Origin of the sequence: Paenibacillus pabuli NBRC 13638 (genome assembly GCF_001514495.1) — a bacterium.
In the GTDB taxonomy this organism is placed as follows: domain Bacteria; phylum Bacillota; class Bacilli; order Paenibacillales; family Paenibacillaceae; genus Paenibacillus; species Paenibacillus pabuli.
The window spans coordinates 219,310-240,318 of sequence record NZ_BCNM01000008.1; the positions used below are offsets into that span (position 1 = coordinate 219,310).

Here is a 21,009-nt window from a genome sequence, read left to right on the forward strand (position 1 = left end):
ATCTTCCTCCTTAGTCACAAAGTAAAGCAAACCGCATCACAATGTGTAATGCGGTTCCTTGTTATAAGCTTATCTATCCATTTACGGATGCCGTACACGCATCATTTCAGCTTTATGATCTGAACGGCCTTGTGTCCAGTTGCGGCAGTTTATCGGATTATTTCATTTATTTCCTTTTTGGCTCGGATGAAAATAAATAGACATCCTTCAAGTCCAACCTCGGAAATAGTATTGGATTTTTTATCTTATGAGAGATCACAAGCAGATCTTAACTGGATCGGTTTTGCCGTGCTGCTGTTAATTCATGACCTCTAAGGTTACCTTGTAAACATAGACACCTTTAACAATTTTATAATCATCGTGAATGTTTTTGGACCAACCATTGTCTCCTCCAAGACCGGCGTGCTTGTGGTCGATATTCAGATAAACGCTATCAGAAGGACCCAGCTCGTCAGCATAGGCGGCACTGTCATATGCCATTATGCTATGATGATGAACATCGAAATGGAAGTTGCCCACGGCAGTCACTTTTACTATGCGCTCGTCGTCGGTGGATAAATTTAAATAGCGAACATCCTCCTTGCCTCCGCATTCGACGGGCACGATGTATGGCGTGTGTTGCTCTTCTACTGAACCTTCATAGATCCCGACGAACGCCGACATCTTACGGTCTGCATAATTCTCCCAAGGTCCGCGTCCATACCACTTGATATTTCTCCATGCATCAGATAATTTAAAACTTAAACCGATTCTTGGAATGGAATCGACACTGGCATTGTTTACGACCGTATTCACGATTTCGATGCCTTTCGCCCCAATAGCATAGCTAGTTTTTGTTTCAATGCATCCATGATATAGACAATGAACTTGAATGATGATGGTAGCAGAAGCTGAATATACCTGGATCTTCTTGATTTCCTTCTGATTGACGTCCAACCCGAGAGCTCTCCACTCATCTGCATAATTTGGCGACTCAAGATGTACGCCGGAGTCAATTCCCGTTGGCGGACGATAGAAGTTGTTGGCTCCGCCCGTAAAATAACACTGATCATTGTATTTTACAGAGATGAATTCTGCAGTTTCTTTCGAGAAGACAACATCTACTGTTTCATTAAAGATATGAATTTGATGTGTTGTTTCTTCAAACTCCAAGGAATCATGTTCAATGTCACCAGTGTATAGACGATAGACAGAATCTTTAATTTCTATCTGGCATGCATAAATACAAGTTCCCTTTTTCGCATAATAGGTATCCTCGTCCTGATATACATAGAAATTAAGGTGCGCTTCCCCATAAACCTTCGATGAACTGTAAGGTACATCAATACTATCGAGGGATCCAGCCAATATAGTTAATTTGTGTAATTTGCCCCCTTCGACAACACATCCATCACAAAGCAACTCCCAGCAGATATCCAAGTGGCTTAAGTCTCGATGCGTATAATGATTATAAATTTTATAACCTTTTCTTTCAGGATCATAAGGCGATTCAAAGTATTCGATCTGGACGGGTGATTGCACATATTTGATTTCATTTGCAGCCGGTTTCGGTGTTAAATCCGGGAATACAATGCCATTTAGGCACATATCGGGCGCAGAATCTATGATATCTTCATCAAAGGCGCCGCCATAGACATATTTTTTGTTCCCTGCTTTGTCGTACTTGACGAGCGCTTTATCCTGGAAATCCCAAATAAATCCGCCCTGAAATCGCGGAAACTTATATATTAAGTCCCAAAATTTCTTGAAATTACCGTTGCTGTTGCTTTTTGCATATGCGTATTCACACAAAATAAACGGCCGCAAGTCTTCGCTGTTAGCCATGACATCCAGGATCCAATCCTTTTGGGGATACATAGGCGCAATAATATCGGAAATATTTGCTGGAGGATTAAGCGATTCATACTGAACATACCTTGTCTTGTCATATTCCTTGATCCAACCGTACATTGCGGCATGATTCACACCAAAACCGGATTCATTCCCCAGAGACCAGAGAATGATCGAAGGATGATTCTTGTCTCGCAACACCATCCGTGTTGCCCGTTCCATATAGGCATGTGTCCATTCGGGAGATGAGCTTAATTGGCCGCCGATACCGTGGGTTTCAAGATTGGCCTCATCCACCAAATAAATGCCCAATTCATCACATAGGTCGTACCATTCGATTGCGTGAGGATAATGGCTTGTTCTTACCGCATTGATATTTAGCGATTTCATGACCTTAATTTGCTCGCGCATATACTCCGCGGATACCACGCGCCCTGTTTCGGGGCAGAAAGCATGAAGATTAACCCCACGAATGATAAGACGTTTCCCGTTAATTTTCAAAATCCCTTTTTGATCGATGCTGACTTCACGGAAGCCAACATTCGCACTCTCAATGTCGACAACATTCCCAGTTGGATCGATCATTTCCAATACCAATTTATAAAGATAAGGATCCTCATCGCTCCACAATTGGGGGTTTTTAATGGTTTTTTTGACCTTCGCCACATAATTGTCTTGCAAGTAGGAAACGCATTCCGCAAATTTCGGCGTTTCAAACTGAGTGACCAGCTTTTGACTGCTATCATACAGAGAAGCGCGTACATAAGCTTCCCCGTAACCGCTGGCTTGTTTATTGGGATAAACCGTCACAGCTAATTCGGCATTCTCATAATTCCCAGCGAATAGCGTTTCGATTTTATAATCATGGATGCGCATATGAGGTTTCGCATAAATCAGAACATCTCTGTAAATACCCGATAGATGCCAGTAGTCCTGGTCTTCCAGATACGTTCCGGCGCCAAATCGCAACACCTGAACAGCCAAACGGTTCTGTCCACTGTGGATGTAATCCGTAATTTCGAAAGAAGCGTTAAGCTTACTGTCTTGGGAATAACCCACGAATTTGCCGTTCAACCATAGATAAAAACAAGACTCCACACCGGCAAAATCAATGTAGACGTCGCGGCGATCAAAATGTTCGGGGATGTCGAAAGAGCTAACATAACATCCGGTTAAGTTATCTTCAGGCACAAATGGCGGGTTCAAGACATATTCATCATTTCTTAACAGGATTTCGTGATTAGAACCCTCTCCCTCTCGAGAAAAGGGATACAAAATATTCGTATATACAGGTTTTCCATATCCGGAAAGCTCCCAGTTGGAAGGAACCACGATGTCATCCCACCGGGATACATCATAATCAGAATGAAAGAAATTTTGGCTTACGGCTCCAGGTGACGAAAACATTTTGAACTTCCAAGTGCCGTTTAGACAATGTACAAATTTTGATTTTCTGCGATCTCCTCTTAACGCCTGTTCCACGGATTCGTAAACGCCGTACGGCTCATGCATGGGGTAACGGTTTATCTGAGTGACTTGCGGATTCTCCCAGTCTCTGTTCAGCTTCATACGTAAGGGTAACACTCCTATCTTTTGTTCTTATTGGTTGTGCTAATAATAACGATACCTTTATAATATAAGGATAATTCTTTATGTAAAATGGTTAAACTGGTATTTCATTTATCCATTTTGGTAGGAGTGACGAAAGATGAATTATGAAGATATTAAAGAGAATGATGTCATATACCGATGTATTGGCGACGATTTCGACCGAGGCATTTTGTCATGCGGCTTTATGAGAAAAAGAACGGCGGAGCGTTCTCAATACGACTTTAAAATAGGTTATTACAGCTGTTTTTTGATCCTGAAGGGTAATGGACGTTTTATCTCAAAGGACGGTACTGTTACGCTCATGCAAGCAGGCGATCTGGTTCAACGTTTGCCTGACCACTTGCACTCCACAGAAGTTGAACCCAATGGGGATTGGCTGGAGTTTTACATTAGCGTTGGGTATCCTGTCTATCATTACTTGAAGACGCTTGGAATAATAAATTTCGATCAAGAAGTGCAATCGGGTCAGCTTACAACAACCGAATTTGTTTATGACTTTGTTGCCCTGCTAAACACCCTCAAAGGCGCGACGAATGAAAAGTTACCTTATCTATTGATGAGGGCACAGGAGCTCATTATCCGATTACACGGTAGCATTAATTATATCCAGAGCGAGCAAAATGAAAGTAAGATAATGAAAGCTTGCCAGCTAATCGGCAGCTCTAGTAATATTCATTTTGACATTAAACAAGCCGCGGCAATTGTAAATATGGGCTACGAGAATTTCAGAAAGTTATTTAAAGAAACGACCGGGCTATCGCCTAAGCGGTATCATATTGAACAGATCATGAAGCAGGCAAAAATGATGCTGCTTTCAGGACTCCCCATCAAACACGTAGCTTTTAGCCTTGGCTACGAAGATGTTTATTCCTTTACCAAACAATTCACGAAATCCGAAGGAATATCTCCGGGACGTTATATCCGTGATTAGTCGGTCCCCGATGCGTGATCCGGCGGGTGCTCAAGAGTTATGTAATATGGCTTGCATGATAGGGCCACTTATTCTGTTCGTAGCTAGGTATGATAAAAAGGCCCAAACGGACAACCGACTTTCCTCCAGTTATCAATCAGGGACCTCCTTACAAAAAAAAGCTAGACAAGATTCTCATGGAAAGCTCTTCTTGTCCGGCTTATTATCATGTTTGCTTCATCATTTCTGTTACTTTGCAGTCTCCACTTCCTATCAGTTCAATTGTTGATGAGTGTTAAATGGAGGATGGTAACACGAGGAACTATATACAAAAATGAATATCTTTTCAGATTGACTTAATCTATATAGACAGATGAATAACCCGATGCACTAGATCCGGCAATGAATTGGACTCCAATTCATTTACAACTTTTAGATTAGTGACATCTGACAGGTTCAGAGTCAAGACAGTACCCTCCATAAAACGGAATGGAATCAGATATCAAGTGGGAAAGCTGTCTCAAATCAATCCCTACTCCTCATCTAACATCGCTATTGGACTAAAGGATTCATACTGAACATGCTCTTTGGGCACATTTAATTCACTAAGCTTTTTTAAAATATCCTCCATAAAAGGGATCGAACCACATAAGTAATATCGAGCTGGTTCATCAGGCTTAATTGAAAGCAGCATATCTAAATCAATATGTCCCGCTTTATCGAACCGGTGAGATACAAGGTCATCCTGCGTTGGTGCTGTATAACATACGTAGAATTTTACATGGCTGTTTGATTGTGCAAGCTCTGCCAAATGTGATTGAAATGCATGGGTTTCACTATTCTTTGTAGCGTGAATAAAATAGACCATACGCTGGGGTTGTCTTTTAACAACGTCATTTAACATACTGAGTAATGGAGTGATTCCAATCCCTCCACTGATGAAAACGATTGGGAATTCATCTGCACTCAAGACGAAATCACCTGCGGGAGCAGAGAAAAGCAACGCATCTCCTATTTGAACTTGGTCATGCAAATAATGGGAAACAATCCCCTCTGGATCATTGCTTAATGCACCCTCGCGCTTAACGGAAATTCGATAATAATCCTTGCCTGGCGCATCGGACAGACTGTAATGGCGGATATGTGTGTATGATTCTCCAGGAATCTCCGCTTTTAGGGTCAAGTACTGTCCAGCTTTATATGAGGCTATGGCCTTTCCGTCCTCCGGCTTGAGATAAAATGAGGTAACTTCCTTGGTTTCTTTTTCTCTTTTATCTACGATAAATCGCCGATAACCTGACCATCCACCAGCCTGTTTCTCAGTCTTCTCATATAACTCCCCCTCCATCTGTATAAAGAGGTTGGCAATATATCCGTATGCCTGTCCCCATGCATCCAGAATCTCCTGAGTAGCCGCATCTCCAAGTACATCCTTTACTGCCTGCAGCAATGTCTCGCCAACTATTGGATATTGATCGGCACGAATCCCGATAGCCCGGTGCTTTTCATTAATTCTTCGAATAACTGGGGTGAGTGCCCCAAGATCGGTAATATATTCGCCTGCAGCATAAACAACATAACCAAGAGCCTCCTGCTGAATGCCCTTCTTCTGATTGGTTTGATTGAAAATATTCATTAACTCTGGAGCTGTGCGGAAAAGTAATTCGTAAAACCTTTTTCCAATCTGGTGACTGTGTTCCTTCAGAACCGGCGCTGTTATTTTTACAATTTCTATTGTTTTGGAATTTAGCATGTAAATTGATCCTTTCAACGAAATGAGTATTTTATAAGTATTTCTGTATTGAGTAGAGGTTATACCCGAAAATTCCCAACATGAAATCCATTTTAGAGAGTAGCTACACCAGCCAAGCCAGACGGTCTTATGCTCTTTATAATACCTGAATAAAAGATATGTAAAGAGAACAATATAGTTAAAAAGTGTAAAGAGGTCTTCTAATGAACGTATATGATATCGATGTATCTCTTGTAAATACAGTTGAATGGATTCGTTCAGAATTAGGTGAAAGCCCCGACGTAGTGATTCGTTCTTTTACACCTATGGTAGATAAAACAGTTGCTGTAGTCACTATCTTCTATATTGATGGACTTATCGATCAACAACTACTGACCAAGATGTTGGACTCGATGGGTAATACTTCTGACGCCTGTGATCTAAAAGATTGGATTAAAGGATGTCTTCCCATAGGCAATCTGAAGACTGTAAATATTAACAATCAACTCCTAATGTCCATCTTGGAGGGTCAAGTGGTAATTATTGTGGAGGGATTGAACGAAGCTTTTACGGTATCTATGGCGGGTGGAGTTCGGAGGTCTGTAGAAGAACCAACATCTCAAACGGTTATCCGTGGACCAAAAGAAGCTTTTACTGAAGATTTTTCAACGAATATGGCATTATTGCGAAGAAAAATCAGAACACCCGAACTACGTTTTGAATCCATGACGATTGGAGAGTATACCCAAACCAAGGTATGTGTGGCCTTTATTAAAGGGATAGCCGACCCAGAAGTGGTTAGCGAGGTTACTCGAAGACTAAAGTCCATCCAAACGGACAGTATTCTTGAGAGTGGATACATAGAAGAATTTATTCAGGACGGTGTTTATACCCCTTTTCCAACTATTATGAACACGGAACGGCCCGACGCAGTTGCAGGCGGGTTATTGGAAGGATTAGTGGCTATCATAGTCGATGGGACTCCCTTTGTGTTACTCGCCCCTGTCACATTTTTTAGATTTTTTATATCAAGTGAGGATTATTACCAAAGATATGATATTTCCTCCTTCTTACGTGTCATTCGCTTTTCATCGTTTGTGATTGCCCTACTGTTACCATCTATTTTTATAGCCATTACAACCTACCATCAAGAAATGCTGCCTACAACCTTGTTAATTAGTCTCGCTGCTCAGAGAGAAAATACTCCCTTACCGGCACTTCTTGAAGCCTTTGTGATGGAACTCACTTTTGAAGTTATTCGCGAAGCTGGAGTACGGATGCCAAGGGCAATTGGTCCTGCCATTTCTATTGTAGGAGCATTAGTGTTAGGGCAGGCGGCTGTTCAAGCAGGACTTGTGTCTGCTGCGATGGTTATTGTAGTATCGTTTACAGCCATATCCAATTTTGTGCTTCCTGCTATCAATATGGCTGCAGCTGTCAGGCTTTTACGTTTTGCCTTGATGTTGTTAGCTGGTTCATTAGGTCTTTATGGAATTTTAGCCGGTTTAGTTCCGATCTTGGTTCACTTGGTATCCCTACAAACATTCGGTATCCCCTATCTTCTCCCAGTATCTCCACTGGAAGGTGCTAATATGAAGGACTTAATCTTTAGATTCCCCTGGTGGAGCATGCGTAAACGGCCTGAGATGATCAGTGATCGCAACCGAGTTAGGCAAGCGCCAAATCAGAAACCTAATTCAAAATTGACTAGTGATGAGCAAGATAATGACTCAACAATATAGGAGGAGAACGGATGTGACAGTTTTTAAAAGGGTACTCATCGCAGGACTTTCCTTGCTCCTTCTCTCCGGTTGCTGGAATCGAATAGAACTTAATGAAATTGCTATTACTTCAGCTACGGGGTATGATCGCTCCGGAGATGACTGGGTGGCCACATATCAGTTTATTGTCCCTTCCTCCATCACATCAAATACAGGGGGCGGGGCTGGAGCCTCTCAACCTGCCGTACATGTGTTTTCTACAACTGGTAGTACGATTACAGAGGCAGCAAATTTAAGTAATTTAGAAAATCCCCGCACATTATATTTCGCCCACAATAATACTGTTATCATTGGCAAAAAGGCCATGGAACACGGTATACAACAACTAATGGACAGGTATTTTCGGGGAGCAGATTCTCGTGAAACGGTATGGGTACTCTTAACAGATCAAAAAGCAGGCGATATTCTTCGCAAAGCAATTCCTCCTGAAAAGGTACCTGGATCAAGCATTGCTCAGATTCTACTTAAGGAAAAAAGAATATCCTCTATTTTTCCCCCAATAACCATATTGGATTATGCAAGTAAAATGAATTCAGATGCAAAAGCTATAGGCATACCGATTATCAATACTGCAGGAATTGATAATCCCGAAAATGAGAAGAAACTTGAATCGTTAGACATTTACAAAGAACTTTCTCCACCGTTAAAAATTCGTCTTACGGAACTAGGCGTGATCAAAAATGACCGCTTGATCGGAAGAATGAATCGAGAAGAGAGCAGAGGACTGAGCTGGATAACAAATAAAGTAAATGGAACGGTCTTATCCATTCCTTCTTCAGAATTAAGACAGAAAAAAGATATTTCGATTGAAGTTATCTCATCTAAGACTAAACTTAAACCCATAAAAGTGGGGTATCACTATAATATGGATGTCCATGTTAAAGTGAAGGCTAACTTAAGTGAATCCGGATCCAGATTAGACCTATCTAAGAATAAGATCATTAAAATAGTAGAGCACCAAGCTGCGAGGCAAATTACCAAGGAGATTAACTCCAGTTGGGAGGTCATGCAGCAACTTGGCGCAGACTTAGGTGGATTTGCAGATCTAATTCACAAGAAGAACCCCAATGAATGGAAAGAATTAAAAGCAGAATGGGAAAAAGAATTTAAAAAAATGGAACTAAATGTTCATGTTAATGTGATAATTAAGCGTCCAGGCTTGTTCCAAAACTCGTTTCGAAATTTAGAGTAAAGAATAAACGTCATATAAGAGAGAGTGAACCATGAGTAAATTAACCCCCAAATTATCAGATTTAGTGATCACTTTCTCCCTTTTTGAAGTAGGGAGCACCACAATGTTTTTATTAGGGGCAGATGCCAAACAGGATGCCTGGATTGCTATGTTAATCAGTGCAATCTTAGGGCTTTTCCTTTTAGTACTCTATCTTTGGATTCACCATTTGGATAAGGGCAGAGATTTGTTTGAGCTTTTACAATATTATATGGGAACAATCCTGGGACGAGTAGTAGGCTTTTTGTTTACGTGTTACTTTATGTATGAAACTTCACGTAATTTACGTGATTTGGGGGAACTTACTGTACTCACCTTATTAAACAAGACACCAATTGCAGTTATCATGCTTATAGCCATATTGGTTGTTGGAAACTCAGTGTGGTATGGTGCTGAAGTACTTCTGAGAACAGGTACTATTCTCCTCCCTATTGTTCTTTTTGGATATATTGTTTTGATTTTATTGATTACATCAACCGGGTTGTTACACCTGGAGAATATGGAACCGATTCTCGAAAACGGAATTAAACCTGTCTGGAATGCTGCCTTTCCGGAAATCGTATCCTTCCCCTTTGGTCAGACCGTTCTGTTTCTAATTTTTTTTAAAGTCTCAAAGCATCCTTCCACGTTCAATAAGGCTCTAATCGTTACATATTGTATTGTGGCTGTAATGCTGACCGTAATTAATCAATTAAATATACTGGTTCTTGGGCCTTCAATCGCTGCAAATTCCACTCATCCTTTACTTCAAACGGTCCAACTTATCCAATTTGCTCAGGTACTAGAAAGAATGGATGCAATCTTCTCTTTAATTCTCTTTCTAGGTTTAGGCATGAAAATGGCTGCATTCTTTATTGGCACTGTGACAGGACTCACTCGAATAACAAGTATTAAATACAAAAAATTAATTATACCTGCCGGGATTGCCATTTACGTATTGTCATTTCTGTCCCCAAGGTATACAGAATATATTTGGTTAGGGTTAAATGTTTCTGTAAAGTGGATTTCACCATTCTTTCAAATTCTTCTCCCTGTACTGCTTGTGACAGTCATGCTATTACGAAAGAAAAAAAGGGGTCAAGCTTCACAGAAAACAGGAGGAGAACGCTCTAACCGCATATAGAATTATAAGATCTTCTAGGATTAGTCTTCATTTCCCGCTTTAATTTTACGATAAATAGTATGGGGTTATACGAAAACCATATTGTTTTAACACTTCCAAGGGGGAACAGAACGTGAGACAGGCTCGCAAAAAAAAGATGGATTTAAGGTTCAAACTGTATTTGATCATTCTGATTCCGCTACTGGCCATGGGCGGTCTAATCTTGTGGGCCACCATCGACTCCAGTAAAAATGCTTCATTAATGACCATGCAGCATAACAATCAGCAGTTGGCAGTGAATACCGCCTCCCTGCTAGGCCAGGAATCGGAATTAATCAAGACATTATCCTCCACTGCATCGGAGGAGAGCAACGAATACAGAAGTCTTAGAGACGAACTCGTTAAAGTCAGGCTTCAATCGGGGGCCTTATATGTTTATATGTATAACAAAACTTCGGACGGGTGGTTCTACACCGTAGATGGAGCGAATTGGGACGATACGGAATACAGCCCTTACGGGACTGCAATGGAATTCAATCCCCAGATCCAGGAACGCTTGTTACGCGGTGAAGTCGTCACAACAGGCATTGTAGACGATCCAACATGGGGGCAGCTATTATCCTCCTTTACACCAATCAAGGATTCGCAAGGTTCTGTCATTGGCTATCTGGGCATTGATATTTCTGCTGGAGAAGTGAATCAAGTCTCCGCAACATCCGTGAATAATGCTTATCGAACCATAATCCCGATTTTTGTGATTGTACTGATTCTATCTTTGGTCATGATGCTATTCGTAGTAAGAGGCATTCTCAGACAAGTACGCGATATTAAGTCAAGCCTCGAACAGGTTGCTGATGGGAATCTCAAAATCGTATCCATACATATGACAAACGATCAGCTCGGTGACATCAGTGATTTGATTAATGTCATGGTTGCCCAATTGACGAACATTCTGATGGGAATACAGCAAGGGTCCAATACCTTGCAGGAATCCTCGAAAAATATTGCGGAAACGGCTCAAATGAACCAGCGTCAGACCGAAGAACTTTCCAAAGCAATCGAAGAAATTGCCATAGGTTCCATGAAACAGGCCGAAGAGACAGAACAATCCGTACAGCACTCAGAGAGTCTCGGCAAAATAATGGATGAAGTAGGTTCATATGTGCAAGAGTTTACCCATACTTCAGAACAGCTATCTGCCGTGCAAGTACAAGTTACACGTGAACATGAGGTTCTACTTGAAAAGAGTCGAGAGAATGCGAAGCGTGTTGAGCATCAGCAGGGAATTTCCAGATCACTAACGTCTCAATCGGAACTCGCTTCTTCCATTAGCGGACAAATACACAACATTTTAAAACAAACTCAAATTTTATCGCTGAATGCTTCAATCGAGGCAGCCCGTGCGGGAGAAGCGGGTAAAGGCTTTGCGGTCGTTGCTGGTGAAATGGGACAGCTGGCTCAGCAATCCGAACGTTCGATCCAGGAGATTGATGAGATCCTGAGTTCATTTGTTCAAGAGATACACCTTATGGGCAGTCATTTTGATGCGAACATGTTGGCGGTCAAGGAACAGGAAGGACAGATCGCTGATTGCCTCCAGACGTTCAGACAGGTTAGCCGCTTATCGACCGAGGTGCAGGAGCTGGCTCAGCGTTTGGAAAGCCGGACGGTAGATATGCACTCCATTCGTCAGGAAGTGGAACAGTACTTGAGCTATATCGCTTCCGCAACCGAGGAAACTTCAGCCATGGCCGAAGAAGTTACGGCAAGTGCTGTAGAGCAGCAACGGTCGGCGAGCGAACTGTCGAACATCTCCGGGCAGCTCGGCAGCCTTGCAGGGAACCTCAAATCATATTCCGATCAATTTCAGATTGAAGTCCGCAAAACAGATCTATAATAATGAAGAACCCCGTTACCTGTTGAAACAGACGACGGGGTTTTTGAAATATTTAATTGATTACTGAATAATACATTTCATGAACACCCTTTTTAGCTTGATTAAAAAAATGTTTAATATAGCTTCGGTAGCTTATCCAATGTTATCGCGTAGTCACAGTGATAGGCTCTCTGCAGCTCCTCTTTTGTCGTAAATTTCTCCGTTTTACCAAAATCCTGGGACCACGTCATAAACCACAGCCACGGAATACGTGAGGCAGATAAACTTCCGACACTCGGAATCGGACCAATCTCCCCGATAGCAGCAAGTTTTGATGTCCGTGTGATGGCAACCAGCTCCTCATACTCCTTTCTTAAATCCGTATGTTGATGAGCCGGGGGATACATATCCCTGGAAATAATGTCAACGACGTCATCCCCCACATAACCTTCGGCGAGGGGGGAGTTCCACACCCAAATTAAATTCGTTAGATTATGATAATTCGTATATCTCTGGTACATGATTCGGTACAATTGTTTTGCAATCTCGGGACCTTGGCTTCCCCACCAGAACCAGGTTCCTTCCGCTTCATGAAAGGGTCTCCACAAGATCGGAATGCGTTTGTCGCAAAATTCCCGGAGGATTTCGGCCATATGATCCATATCGGACAGCAGGGCTTTGTATTCTTTGGTCCCTTCCATAATCGCCTTACTCACGTTAAAATCTGTATGTTCCGTGTAGAAGCTTTTATCCCTTCCATTAAGCGGAGAAAACCAATGCCATGTAAATGTAAGCAAACCTTTGCTTTTTTGCGTCCACTCCCAAGCTTTTTGCAGCGTATCCTGATTTTCAGCAACTTCCAGCAAACACTCTTCACCACTATCTTCATAATTGATATTCGGTGAATAACCGAGAAGCTCAAATCCACATAACGCTGGCCACTTCCCTGTTACTTGATGAATATAGTCCAATTCCTCCTGTGCCATCGTTTGCGTGTGCTGTCCTGTAATGATGCCCTTCCCTTCAATCTTACTGAAATAGTTCAGTACAGACCGTACTTCATCCGAAGCTTTTGGATTGCAAGGTATCGTTTTCATCTGATCCTGCCTTTCTGTCTATCGTTTGTAACGTGCTCATTGATCGCTCCATAATTTAACGCGGTCTTTAACGTATTGTCCAAAAGCCTCTTCCATCTCTTCTACTCCTGCCTTTTCCAGCTCTGCCATGTAATCATCCCAGACTTTATCAAAATTTTCCGGTTTGGCCATGACAGCTTCAGGAATTCGCTTCCATGTAATATCCTTCATTTTGGCCATGAGAATGGTCGCCTGGCTATCACTAGGCAGAGCAATATTGTACACTGCACCGGCTTTACGTTCAGGAAACTCCTCTTCTTTTGGGAAAAGATCTCTCCAGTGCTCGACTTTGTAAGCAGCCAAGGCTTCTTTTTCGGATTCACTGTATGTAGCGGTTAGAAGATCACTATTGGTTTTCGTAAAATAATTTCCTGTGGAGTCTTCAATTCCGTCACCAAAATGAACCGAAAGGTTCCAATATAGGCCGAGACCCGATTCCTTCATGTAAGCACTGCCTTCACTATCCATCTTTTCTTGTACTTCCTTCGGTACGGTTCTTTTTCCATCCTGTACAACGTAATCTTTTCCTTCGATCCCCCAGTTCATAAGGATCTGCCCTTCTTCCGAAGCAAGATAATCCAAAAATTTAATTGCAGCTACAGGATCCTTGCATTCGCTGGAAATCGCAATGCCGTATCCTCCGTCAAAACCGGCTGACCAGAAATTTGTATCCTTGTACTCCTCAGACAACGTTACTGGATAATGGCCGTAGGTTTGGTCAAATTTGCCTGCAGCTTTCAGGGCTTGCTGTGCATCTCCATAGTCCCAAGCAGGGTCGATTAGTCCAAGTACTCGCCCGGAAGAGACTTTGGATTTAAACTGGTCCGTCTTTTGAACAAAGCTTTCTTTATCCAGCAAACCGATATCGTTCATGTGGTTTAACCATCGGAAATATTCCCGTTCCTCCGGACGGCGGAAATGATAAGTGACGTCGAATGTTTCTTGGTTCACATAATACTCACCATCATCTGGCGCACCTGTCGTGAAGAATCCCATGTTCGTTACCTGATACATATGCCAATCATCCGCATTAATGGTTAATCCGATATTTTTGTTGCCGTTTTCGTCCGTTGGATGTTTCGCCAGATAATCTGTAATCACCTTCTCATAATCCTTTATCGTACGAATCTCAGGATAGCCTGCTTCTTTTACAACACGATGCTGGAGCTGGAAGCCGCCATCCGCTTTAAATTTACGTTCATCGATCGCAGACCAGGTCGGAACGGCATAAATTGCTTGATCATCCAAACTGTATTTGGCGCGAACAATCTTATCACCCAGCATTTTTTTAATATTGGGAGCATGCTCTTCTATCAAATCCGTTAGGTCGAGAACTGCCCCAACGTCCACTAACTTTCCAATATCCGACTTGGCAGCAATGAGATCGGGAACTTCACCAGTAGCAGCCATAATAGATACCTTTTGCACAGGGTCTCCAACTGCGAATTCGGCATCCAACACGACGCCTGTTTTCTCAGTAATAACCCTCCCTATACGATCTTGCATGTTATTCCAGTTGGGACTCCCGTCCTCTGAAAAGTAGGTTAACGTAACGGGCCCCGTACCGTTACCAGCTTTACCGGAATCCGCGCCATCTTTATTCCCCGTACAGCCTGCAATCAGACTCAGCGCGAGACCAAAGGATACCATTGAAACGATTGTCTTTTTTCGAATTGGCTTTTGCATCATGACATGCACACTCCCTTTTTTCATCCTATATTAGCTGATTTCCCAGGAACCATCTTTACTCAGCTTTTGACAGCACCCAGTGTCATCCCTTTAACGAAGTACTTCTGCAAGAACGGATAGACGATAAGAATCGGAATCGTTGCAATAATTGTAATCGCCATCTTGACCGAATCCGGAGACACCTGTGACAACAGTTGAGACATATTTTCCCCTCGTACGTTGTTAGAGCTGACCGTGGTGCTCTGCAGTACTTTCATAAGCTCATATTGCAACGTTGTCAGGGATTCATTGGAGCCATTAAAAAGATAGGTGTCAAACCAAGAATTCCATTGGCCCACGGCGAGGAACAATGCGACCGTTGCAAGCGCTGGCTTGGAAAGCGGAAGAATGACACGCCAATAAATGGTGAAGTCGTTCGCTCCGTCCAGCTTTGCAGATTCTTGAAGTGCATAAGGAATCCCGTCGATAAACGAACGGATGATAAAGATATTGAAGGCGCTTACGAGCCCCGGTAAAATATACACGGCGAACGTATTGATCAGATCCAGGTTTTTTATCAGGATAAAACCTGGAATCAATCCTCCAGATACGTACATCGTGATCGCCAGAAACACAGAAACAAAACGCCTAGCTTGAAATTCTTGTCGGGACAGCGTATAGGCCACCATCGAGCCACTGACGAGCCCCGCGAGCGTTCCAACGACTGTACGAAGCACCGAAATTTTAAATCCGGTAATTAACCCATCGTAGCTGAAGATCAACTTGTAATTCTCCAGAGTGAACTCCCTGGGATATATCGAAATGCCTCCCCTAACCGTATCTACGGAATCATTGAAAGAGATAGCGAGTACATTCAAAAATGGATACAACGTCGCGACCGTAACGATTCCAATAAACAGGTACACGAAGGTATCGAAAATCCAGTCTTGGGGAGACCTGAAGGACAGCTTCGATCGTTTGATCTTACCAGTGGATGCTGTCGATTCGGATGCGTCCATGTCTAAAAATTCCTCCTCACATAATGCTTTCGTTTGCAAATTTTTTGAAGAAACCATTCGCAACGAACAACAGAATCACGCTGATCATCGAGTTGAAGATACTGATAGCAGTCCCGAAAGAATATCTCCCCATGGATAAACCGTAGTTCAACGCATATAAATCCAGTACCTCAGAATAATCGCTTACCATATGATTGCCTAGCAGGAACTGTTTCTCGAATCCGATTCCAACGAGATGGCCAATCGACATAATAAAAAGCACAATAATGGTTGGCCGGATGCCCGGAAGTGTGATATGCCATATTTGTCTGATCCGACTGGCGCCGTCAACCTTAGCTGCCTCATACAGTTCAGGTCCAATGCCGGAGATGGCTGCCAAATAGATTATTGCGTTCCAGCCTGTTTCTTTCCAGACGTCCGCTCCAGTCACGATCCCCCAAAATAATTGGCCCTTAGCCATAAACTGGATGGGCTGGTCGATAAGATTCAGTCCCAAGAGCAGGTCGTTCACGGCACCTCCTTCAGTCGATAGCATTTTGATGACAATTCCAGCTGCGACTACCCAGGACACAAAGTGCGGCAGATACGAAACCGTTTGCACAAATCGCTTCATGACCTGAACCCGAACTTCGTTTAGCATGACGGCGAACAGTACAGGAAACACGAAACCAGCCACAAGTCCCATAAAACTCATTGCCAGCGTATTTCTCAGCACCAAGTAGAAGTGCTCATCTTGGAACAACATCTGGAAATGATCGAATCCGACCCATTTTTGCTCAAAAAATCCTTTGCCCGGTTTGTAGTTTTGAAATGCCATTGTCCAGCCCCACAGCGGCAAATACTGAAACACAAAAACCCAAATTACAAAGGGAAAAGACATCATGTACAGGTATTTCTGATTTTTGAATACTATCCACTTTTGTGTGTTTTTACGCCTTTCATTGTGGGTTCGACTTTTAGCTGTTATCGCTTTCATTTTGTCCCCCTCCTTTCTTTTTACAATCATAAGGCAAAGGTTAATTCGACAACATATCAGGGATTTCGCATCATTTCATTCCACAATCTCCTTAATTTTCAGAAAAAATCATGATTTTCATTTTTATTCGAACGAATCCCCTGCTGATCGGAATAACCTGCAGGGGGTTCCAGTCTTTGAATATATGGAATGAAAAACAGAATAACTCTGGCTCCGTCCTCTCCTTTTATCGGGTAGAGATTAATTTATACCACACACTGCAATAATCGCCCGCAAGTTGGGGAAGGATCATTCCTGCATGCATCAAACGATCTCCGCCATAAGTTCCAACGATCCCTCCCGACCCTTCAATGGTGTAGGCAAATGAAGGATCAAGCCCTTTTAGCTTGAGCATTTCAGGTGCAGGATTAGGTTTGGCAAGAACACGAAAGAAGAACACAAGTGCCTCTGATCGATCTTCTGTAACGAACATCCAAGACGTTTCATTGCCTGCAAATGGACTGCGCAGCCGATAAAGGTCACCTTGTTGTACAAGAGAACGCAGCTCTTTGTACATAGCAATTTGTTCTCTAACCTGAGTCTTTTCGTCGTTGCTGAATGTGGTCAGGTCAAGTTCATAACCAAAATTGCCAGACATCGCAACATCACCACGGAATTTCAGCGATGTTTCACGGTTAACCTGATGATTCGGTACAGCGGAAACGTGGGCTCCAATGGTACTCACCGGGTAAATCAGGCTGGTACCATATTGGATTTTCAGACGTTCCACAGCATCCGTATTGTCGCTTGTCCATGTCTGAGGCATGTAATATAGCATACCGGGATCAAATCGCCCTCCACCACTAGAGCAGCTCTCAAACAATATTTCCGGAAAAGCCGAAGTCAATTTTTCCAGCAGTTCGTATAGTCCAAGCACGTAGCGATGCGCCGTTTCCTGCTGATGCTCCGGCAAAGCCGTCGCCGAGCATATCTCTGTCAACGCACGATTCATGTCCCATTTGATATAAGAGACGGGTACGTCGGTGAAGATGCTGGCTAATGCATCGTATAAATAATCGCGCACCTCCGGCCTTGTAAGGTCAAGCACCAATTGCCATCGCGCTTCCGTGCGACGACGACCAGCAACATGCAAACACCAATCAGGATGTTCGCGATACAAGTCGCTGTCAGGCGAGATCATCTCCGGCTCAAACCACAGACCGAATTTCAGTCCATGACGTTCGATCCGTTCAGCCAAGTCACGCAGACCGTTCGGAAGCTTCCGGTGATCTTCCACCCAATCTCCAAGGGAACTGTTATCACTGTCTCGTTTGCCAAACCAGCCGTCATCTAGGACAAAAAGCTCAATTCCGAGATCAGCGCCTGTCTCGGCAATGGCTTCAAGCTTCTCGGCAGTGAAATTAAAATAAGTGGCCTCCCAGTTATTTACGAGGATTGGACGATTTTTGTCCCGATGTATCCCGCGGCATAAGCGATTTCGATACAGCCTGTGATAGGTTCTCGACATTCCTCCAAGTCCTTTATTTGAGTACACCAACACAGCTTCTGGCGTCTGAAAGGACTCACCCGGTGGGAGTATCCAGGTAAAGTCAAATGGATTCAGACCAATCGCCAATCGAACGGTACCGAAACCGTCGACTTCAGCCTCGGCATGAAAATTACCACTATAGACCAGATTGGTCGCATACACTTCGCCGTGATCCTCATCCGTGCCGGGACTGACTATGGCCGCAAACGGATTATGCTGGTGACTGCTCATTCCCCGACGACTGCCAAGGCTCGTTCCTCCGGGACCAAGCGGCCTGCGTTGTATATGCGCCTCCCGCGCCCAATGGCCAGCCAGATATAACAATTCATAATTGCTCTTTCCATACAGATCTACACTTGCGCTAAGGGCACGAATAAGTTTTATAGTTCCCTGACCATGATTGGTAAAACGAACGGACCGGGTAATGGCTCCTCCCTCAAAGATGCTGTACCTCAGCAAGACTGTCATGCCCGTGTAGGCATCTTCCAGCTCCAATTCCAAAGTATCTGCTTCATGATCCGCTTCTGTATAAACATAAGGTAAACCTTCAAGAGCAGGTTTGCCTGCACAAACGGTGTAACCTTTATAGTGAAGTTCTGTGATGCGACTGCCGTCTTCAAGCTGGACTTGATAAGCAGGGGAGCGGAAATCCCCTGTACCATATTGCGGGTATTCTTGGGGCATGGAGTCCAGGGATAACAGGCTCATACCCGGAACAAGCTCCTCCAGATTACCTTCGTTCGACAACTGAGGTCCCCAATAACTAAGCAATGGATAACCATTTTTCACCTGAATAACATAGCTGATGTCATGAGATTGCAAATGGAAAATTTGATTTAATCCGTCAATGTGAATAGCCAAAATAAATGCACTCCCTATTTCCTTCTTGGTTGTCTTTTACTTCTACCCCAGATAATAATTCCTTAAGAGATTGTCTATCTCATTTTAGTCCGCCCGGCTGAACTCCGATTATTTAATGACTCCTGTACAAATCTTCAGGAAGTTCATCAAGCGTAATCACCTTGTCGTGATTGTATACCTTTTTTAGGTGTTCCACCGTATTGGTTTTGCCATCTCTGATGTGTTCGCCACTCCATGTATTGAAAAAACTCCAGTGAGCTCCGTAAGTCCACAGCAAATCAGGATCGGGGATGGACCCATTTTCGGCAAGTGCAACTATTTTTTTATGGTTTGCCAGAGATAAAAGCTCCTCATATTTGGCTATGCCTGGATTGTAATCCCCTGCAGGATTGTAGATATCTACACTTACGATATCTACGACATCATCACCCGGATACCAATCTTTTTTAACTGAATTCCACACCCAGATAAGATTGTTCAATTGATGTTCGTTGGTTAAACGGTCATACATCAGCCTGTATAGTTTTTTGGTCGGTTCTGGGCCTTTGGCTCCCCACCAAAACCAGCCGCCCTCCGCTTCGTGTAACGGCCTCCATAGAACAGGAACATTATGTTCTTGCAAGCGCTTTAACTGAGTGGCAATGACATCAATATCCCGAATTAGAAGTTTGTATTCTTCTGAGTTCGGATGATTAAGAGCATATTCGACGTCAAAAGTTGTAAACTCCGTATTGAATCCTCGCCACCATTCGTAACCCGGCTCTTTGCCGCCGATTCCTTTCGGTGCGTTCCAGTGCCAACTTAAAGCTACGATTCCTCCACGTTTGTGCCAATCGATCATTTTCTCTACTTCCGTAGAGGAAGAGCCGTTCTTCACACGCGAAGGGGAATAATCCATCAAGTCGCTGGCAAAAATCGCGGGATATTTACCAGTTTGTTGTTTGACCCACTCTACGTCCTCAAGGGTTTGCTGACCTGAGATCATATTCTTTCCGTATTGACTAAGCATATAATTCATCAAAGCCTTTGTTTCAGGCGTTGCTTCCGGATTATTCAATGCGTATCTAGCAATCATATTCGAGGAAACTGGTGAAACAGCCGGTTGAAGTTTGATATGTTCAATGCCGAAATACCCCCAGCCTCGCGAGATCTGGATCGTATTACTCCCAGCCTTCAGCAGCACTTTGGTCATCATTTTTTCAGCGCGAACATTTCCTGCAATAGGTGCATCCAGGGTGAGTTCACCCGTACCTGTACCATTCACTTGAATTTGGGTTACTTTGTCTCCGTTACCTTCAGGTATATAGTAGCCTAGACTCAGCTCGTACAACCCGGCTTTCGGAGCAACGACTTTAAACGTCGCGCTGCCCTTTGCTTCCGGTGCACTTGAATCCTCTTCAAAAAAGAATGAGATATATCCCTCTCCATCATATAAAGTGCCTTTTTCGGCAGGAACCTTACCCCGTTTCTCAACACCATAACCTTCTAACAATGCATCTTTAAAGGTCATTTTGATGGTTTTTTTTGAACTGGTCTGAGAACCTTCAGCAGGATCAACGACATAACCTGGTACGGTTATTGCAGCGTCAGCTGTATAACTGGATGAACCCGTTGCAGCTGTCAAAGAAAGGAACATAACAGAACTCATCATCAAGAATTTGTTGTTTGATTTTACTGACTTGAAATAAGAATTAGATTTCGATTTCATTTTATACTTTCATCTCCCCCCGAATATATTTCTGTTATCG

At 43.1% G+C, this 21,009-nt stretch carries 13 protein-coding genes; 5 read left to right on the top strand and 8 right to left on the bottom strand.

Annotated elements, in window-relative coordinates; all coding sequences use genetic code 11:
• Positions 1-297: 297 nt before the first annotated feature.
• Positions 298-3,399: a glycoside hydrolase family 2 TIM barrel-domain containing protein gene (locus PPA03S_RS13200; RefSeq protein ID WP_062323556.1), complete on the bottom strand. Its 3,102-nt coding sequence runs from the start codon at positions 3,397-3,399 to the stop codon at positions 298-300.
• A gap of 139 nt (positions 3,400-3,538) precedes the next feature.
• Between PPA03S_RS13200 and PPA03S_RS13205 the strand changes: the two genes are divergently transcribed.
• The gene (locus PPA03S_RS13205; RefSeq protein WP_062323557.1) at positions 3,539-4,372 is read left to right on the top strand and encodes an AraC family transcriptional regulator; all 834 of its coding nucleotides are present in this window, start codon (positions 3,539-3,541) and stop codon (positions 4,370-4,372) included.
• 511 nt (positions 4,373-4,883) lie between these two features.
• Here PPA03S_RS13205 and hmpA read toward each other — a convergent pair.
• A complete protein-coding gene (hmpA, locus tag PPA03S_RS13210) occupies positions 4,884-6,104 on the bottom strand; it encodes an NO-inducible flavohemoprotein (RefSeq protein ID WP_062323558.1) in 1,221 nt (406 codons plus the stop codon).
• A 203-nt stretch (positions 6,105-6,307) separates the two neighbouring features.
• On the opposite strand from hmpA, the gene PPA03S_RS13215 reads away from it, so the two are divergent.
• The 4 genes from PPA03S_RS13215 to PPA03S_RS13230 all read left to right on the top strand — a co-directional run bounded on the left by PPA03S_RS13215 (position 6,308) and on the right by PPA03S_RS13230 (position 12,094).
• The gene (locus tag PPA03S_RS13215; protein WP_082704142.1) at positions 6,308-7,825 is read left to right on the top strand and encodes a spore germination protein; all 1,518 of its coding nucleotides are present in this window, start codon (positions 6,308-6,310) and stop codon (positions 7,823-7,825) included.
• Positions 7,826-7,838: 13 nt separating this feature from the next.
• Complete coding sequence (locus tag PPA03S_RS13220; protein ID WP_062323559.1) at positions 7,839-9,056, top strand: Ger(x)C family spore germination protein; 1,218 nt, start codon at positions 7,839-7,841, stop codon at positions 9,054-9,056.
• 31 nt (positions 9,057-9,087) lie between these two features.
• Entirely contained in the window at positions 9,088-10,218 is a 1,131-nt protein-coding gene (locus PPA03S_RS13225) for a GerAB/ArcD/ProY family transporter (RefSeq protein ID WP_062323560.1), read from the top strand.
• 136 nt (positions 10,219-10,354) lie between these two features.
• Positions 10,355-12,094 (top strand): methyl-accepting chemotaxis protein, encoded by a 1,740-nt coding sequence (locus PPA03S_RS13230; protein ID WP_245683606.1) that lies wholly within the window; start codon positions 10,355-10,357, stop codon positions 12,092-12,094.
• Between the two features lie 113 nt (positions 12,095-12,207).
• Here the strand turns inward: PPA03S_RS13230 and PPA03S_RS13235 are convergent, their stop codons facing one another.
• From PPA03S_RS13235 to PPA03S_RS13260, 6 genes are all read right to left on the bottom strand, one after another.
• A complete protein-coding gene (locus tag PPA03S_RS13235) occupies positions 12,208-13,170 on the bottom strand; it encodes a glycosyl hydrolase (protein WP_062323565.1) in 963 nt (320 codons plus the stop codon).
• Between the two features lie 36 nt (positions 13,171-13,206).
• Entirely contained in the window at positions 13,207-14,898 is a 1,692-nt protein-coding gene (locus tag PPA03S_RS13240; RefSeq protein WP_245683607.1) for an ABC transporter substrate-binding protein, read from the bottom strand.
• A gap of 59 nt (positions 14,899-14,957) precedes the next feature.
• Positions 14,958-15,896, bottom strand: a complete 939-nt coding sequence (locus PPA03S_RS13245) for a carbohydrate ABC transporter permease (protein WP_062323566.1) — start codon at positions 15,894-15,896, stop codon at positions 14,958-14,960.
• A gap of 16 nt (positions 15,897-15,912) precedes the next feature.
• Positions 15,913-16,872, bottom strand: coding sequence for an ABC transporter permease (locus tag PPA03S_RS13250; RefSeq protein ID WP_062323568.1), 960 nt, complete (start codon positions 16,870-16,872; stop codon positions 15,913-15,915).
• Positions 16,873-17,098: 226 nt separating this feature from the next.
• Positions 17,099-19,261 carry an alpha-galactosidase gene (locus tag PPA03S_RS13255; RefSeq protein WP_062323569.1) on the bottom strand — a complete coding sequence of 721 codons (2,163 nt, stop codon included), beginning with the start codon at positions 19,259-19,261 and terminating at the stop codon, positions 17,099-17,101.
• A 112-nt stretch (positions 19,262-19,373) separates the two neighbouring features.
• Positions 19,374-20,969, bottom strand: coding sequence for a glycosyl hydrolase (locus PPA03S_RS13260; RefSeq protein WP_062323570.1), 1,596 nt, complete (start codon positions 20,967-20,969; stop codon positions 19,374-19,376).
• Between the last annotated feature and the right edge of the window lie 40 nt (positions 20,970-21,009).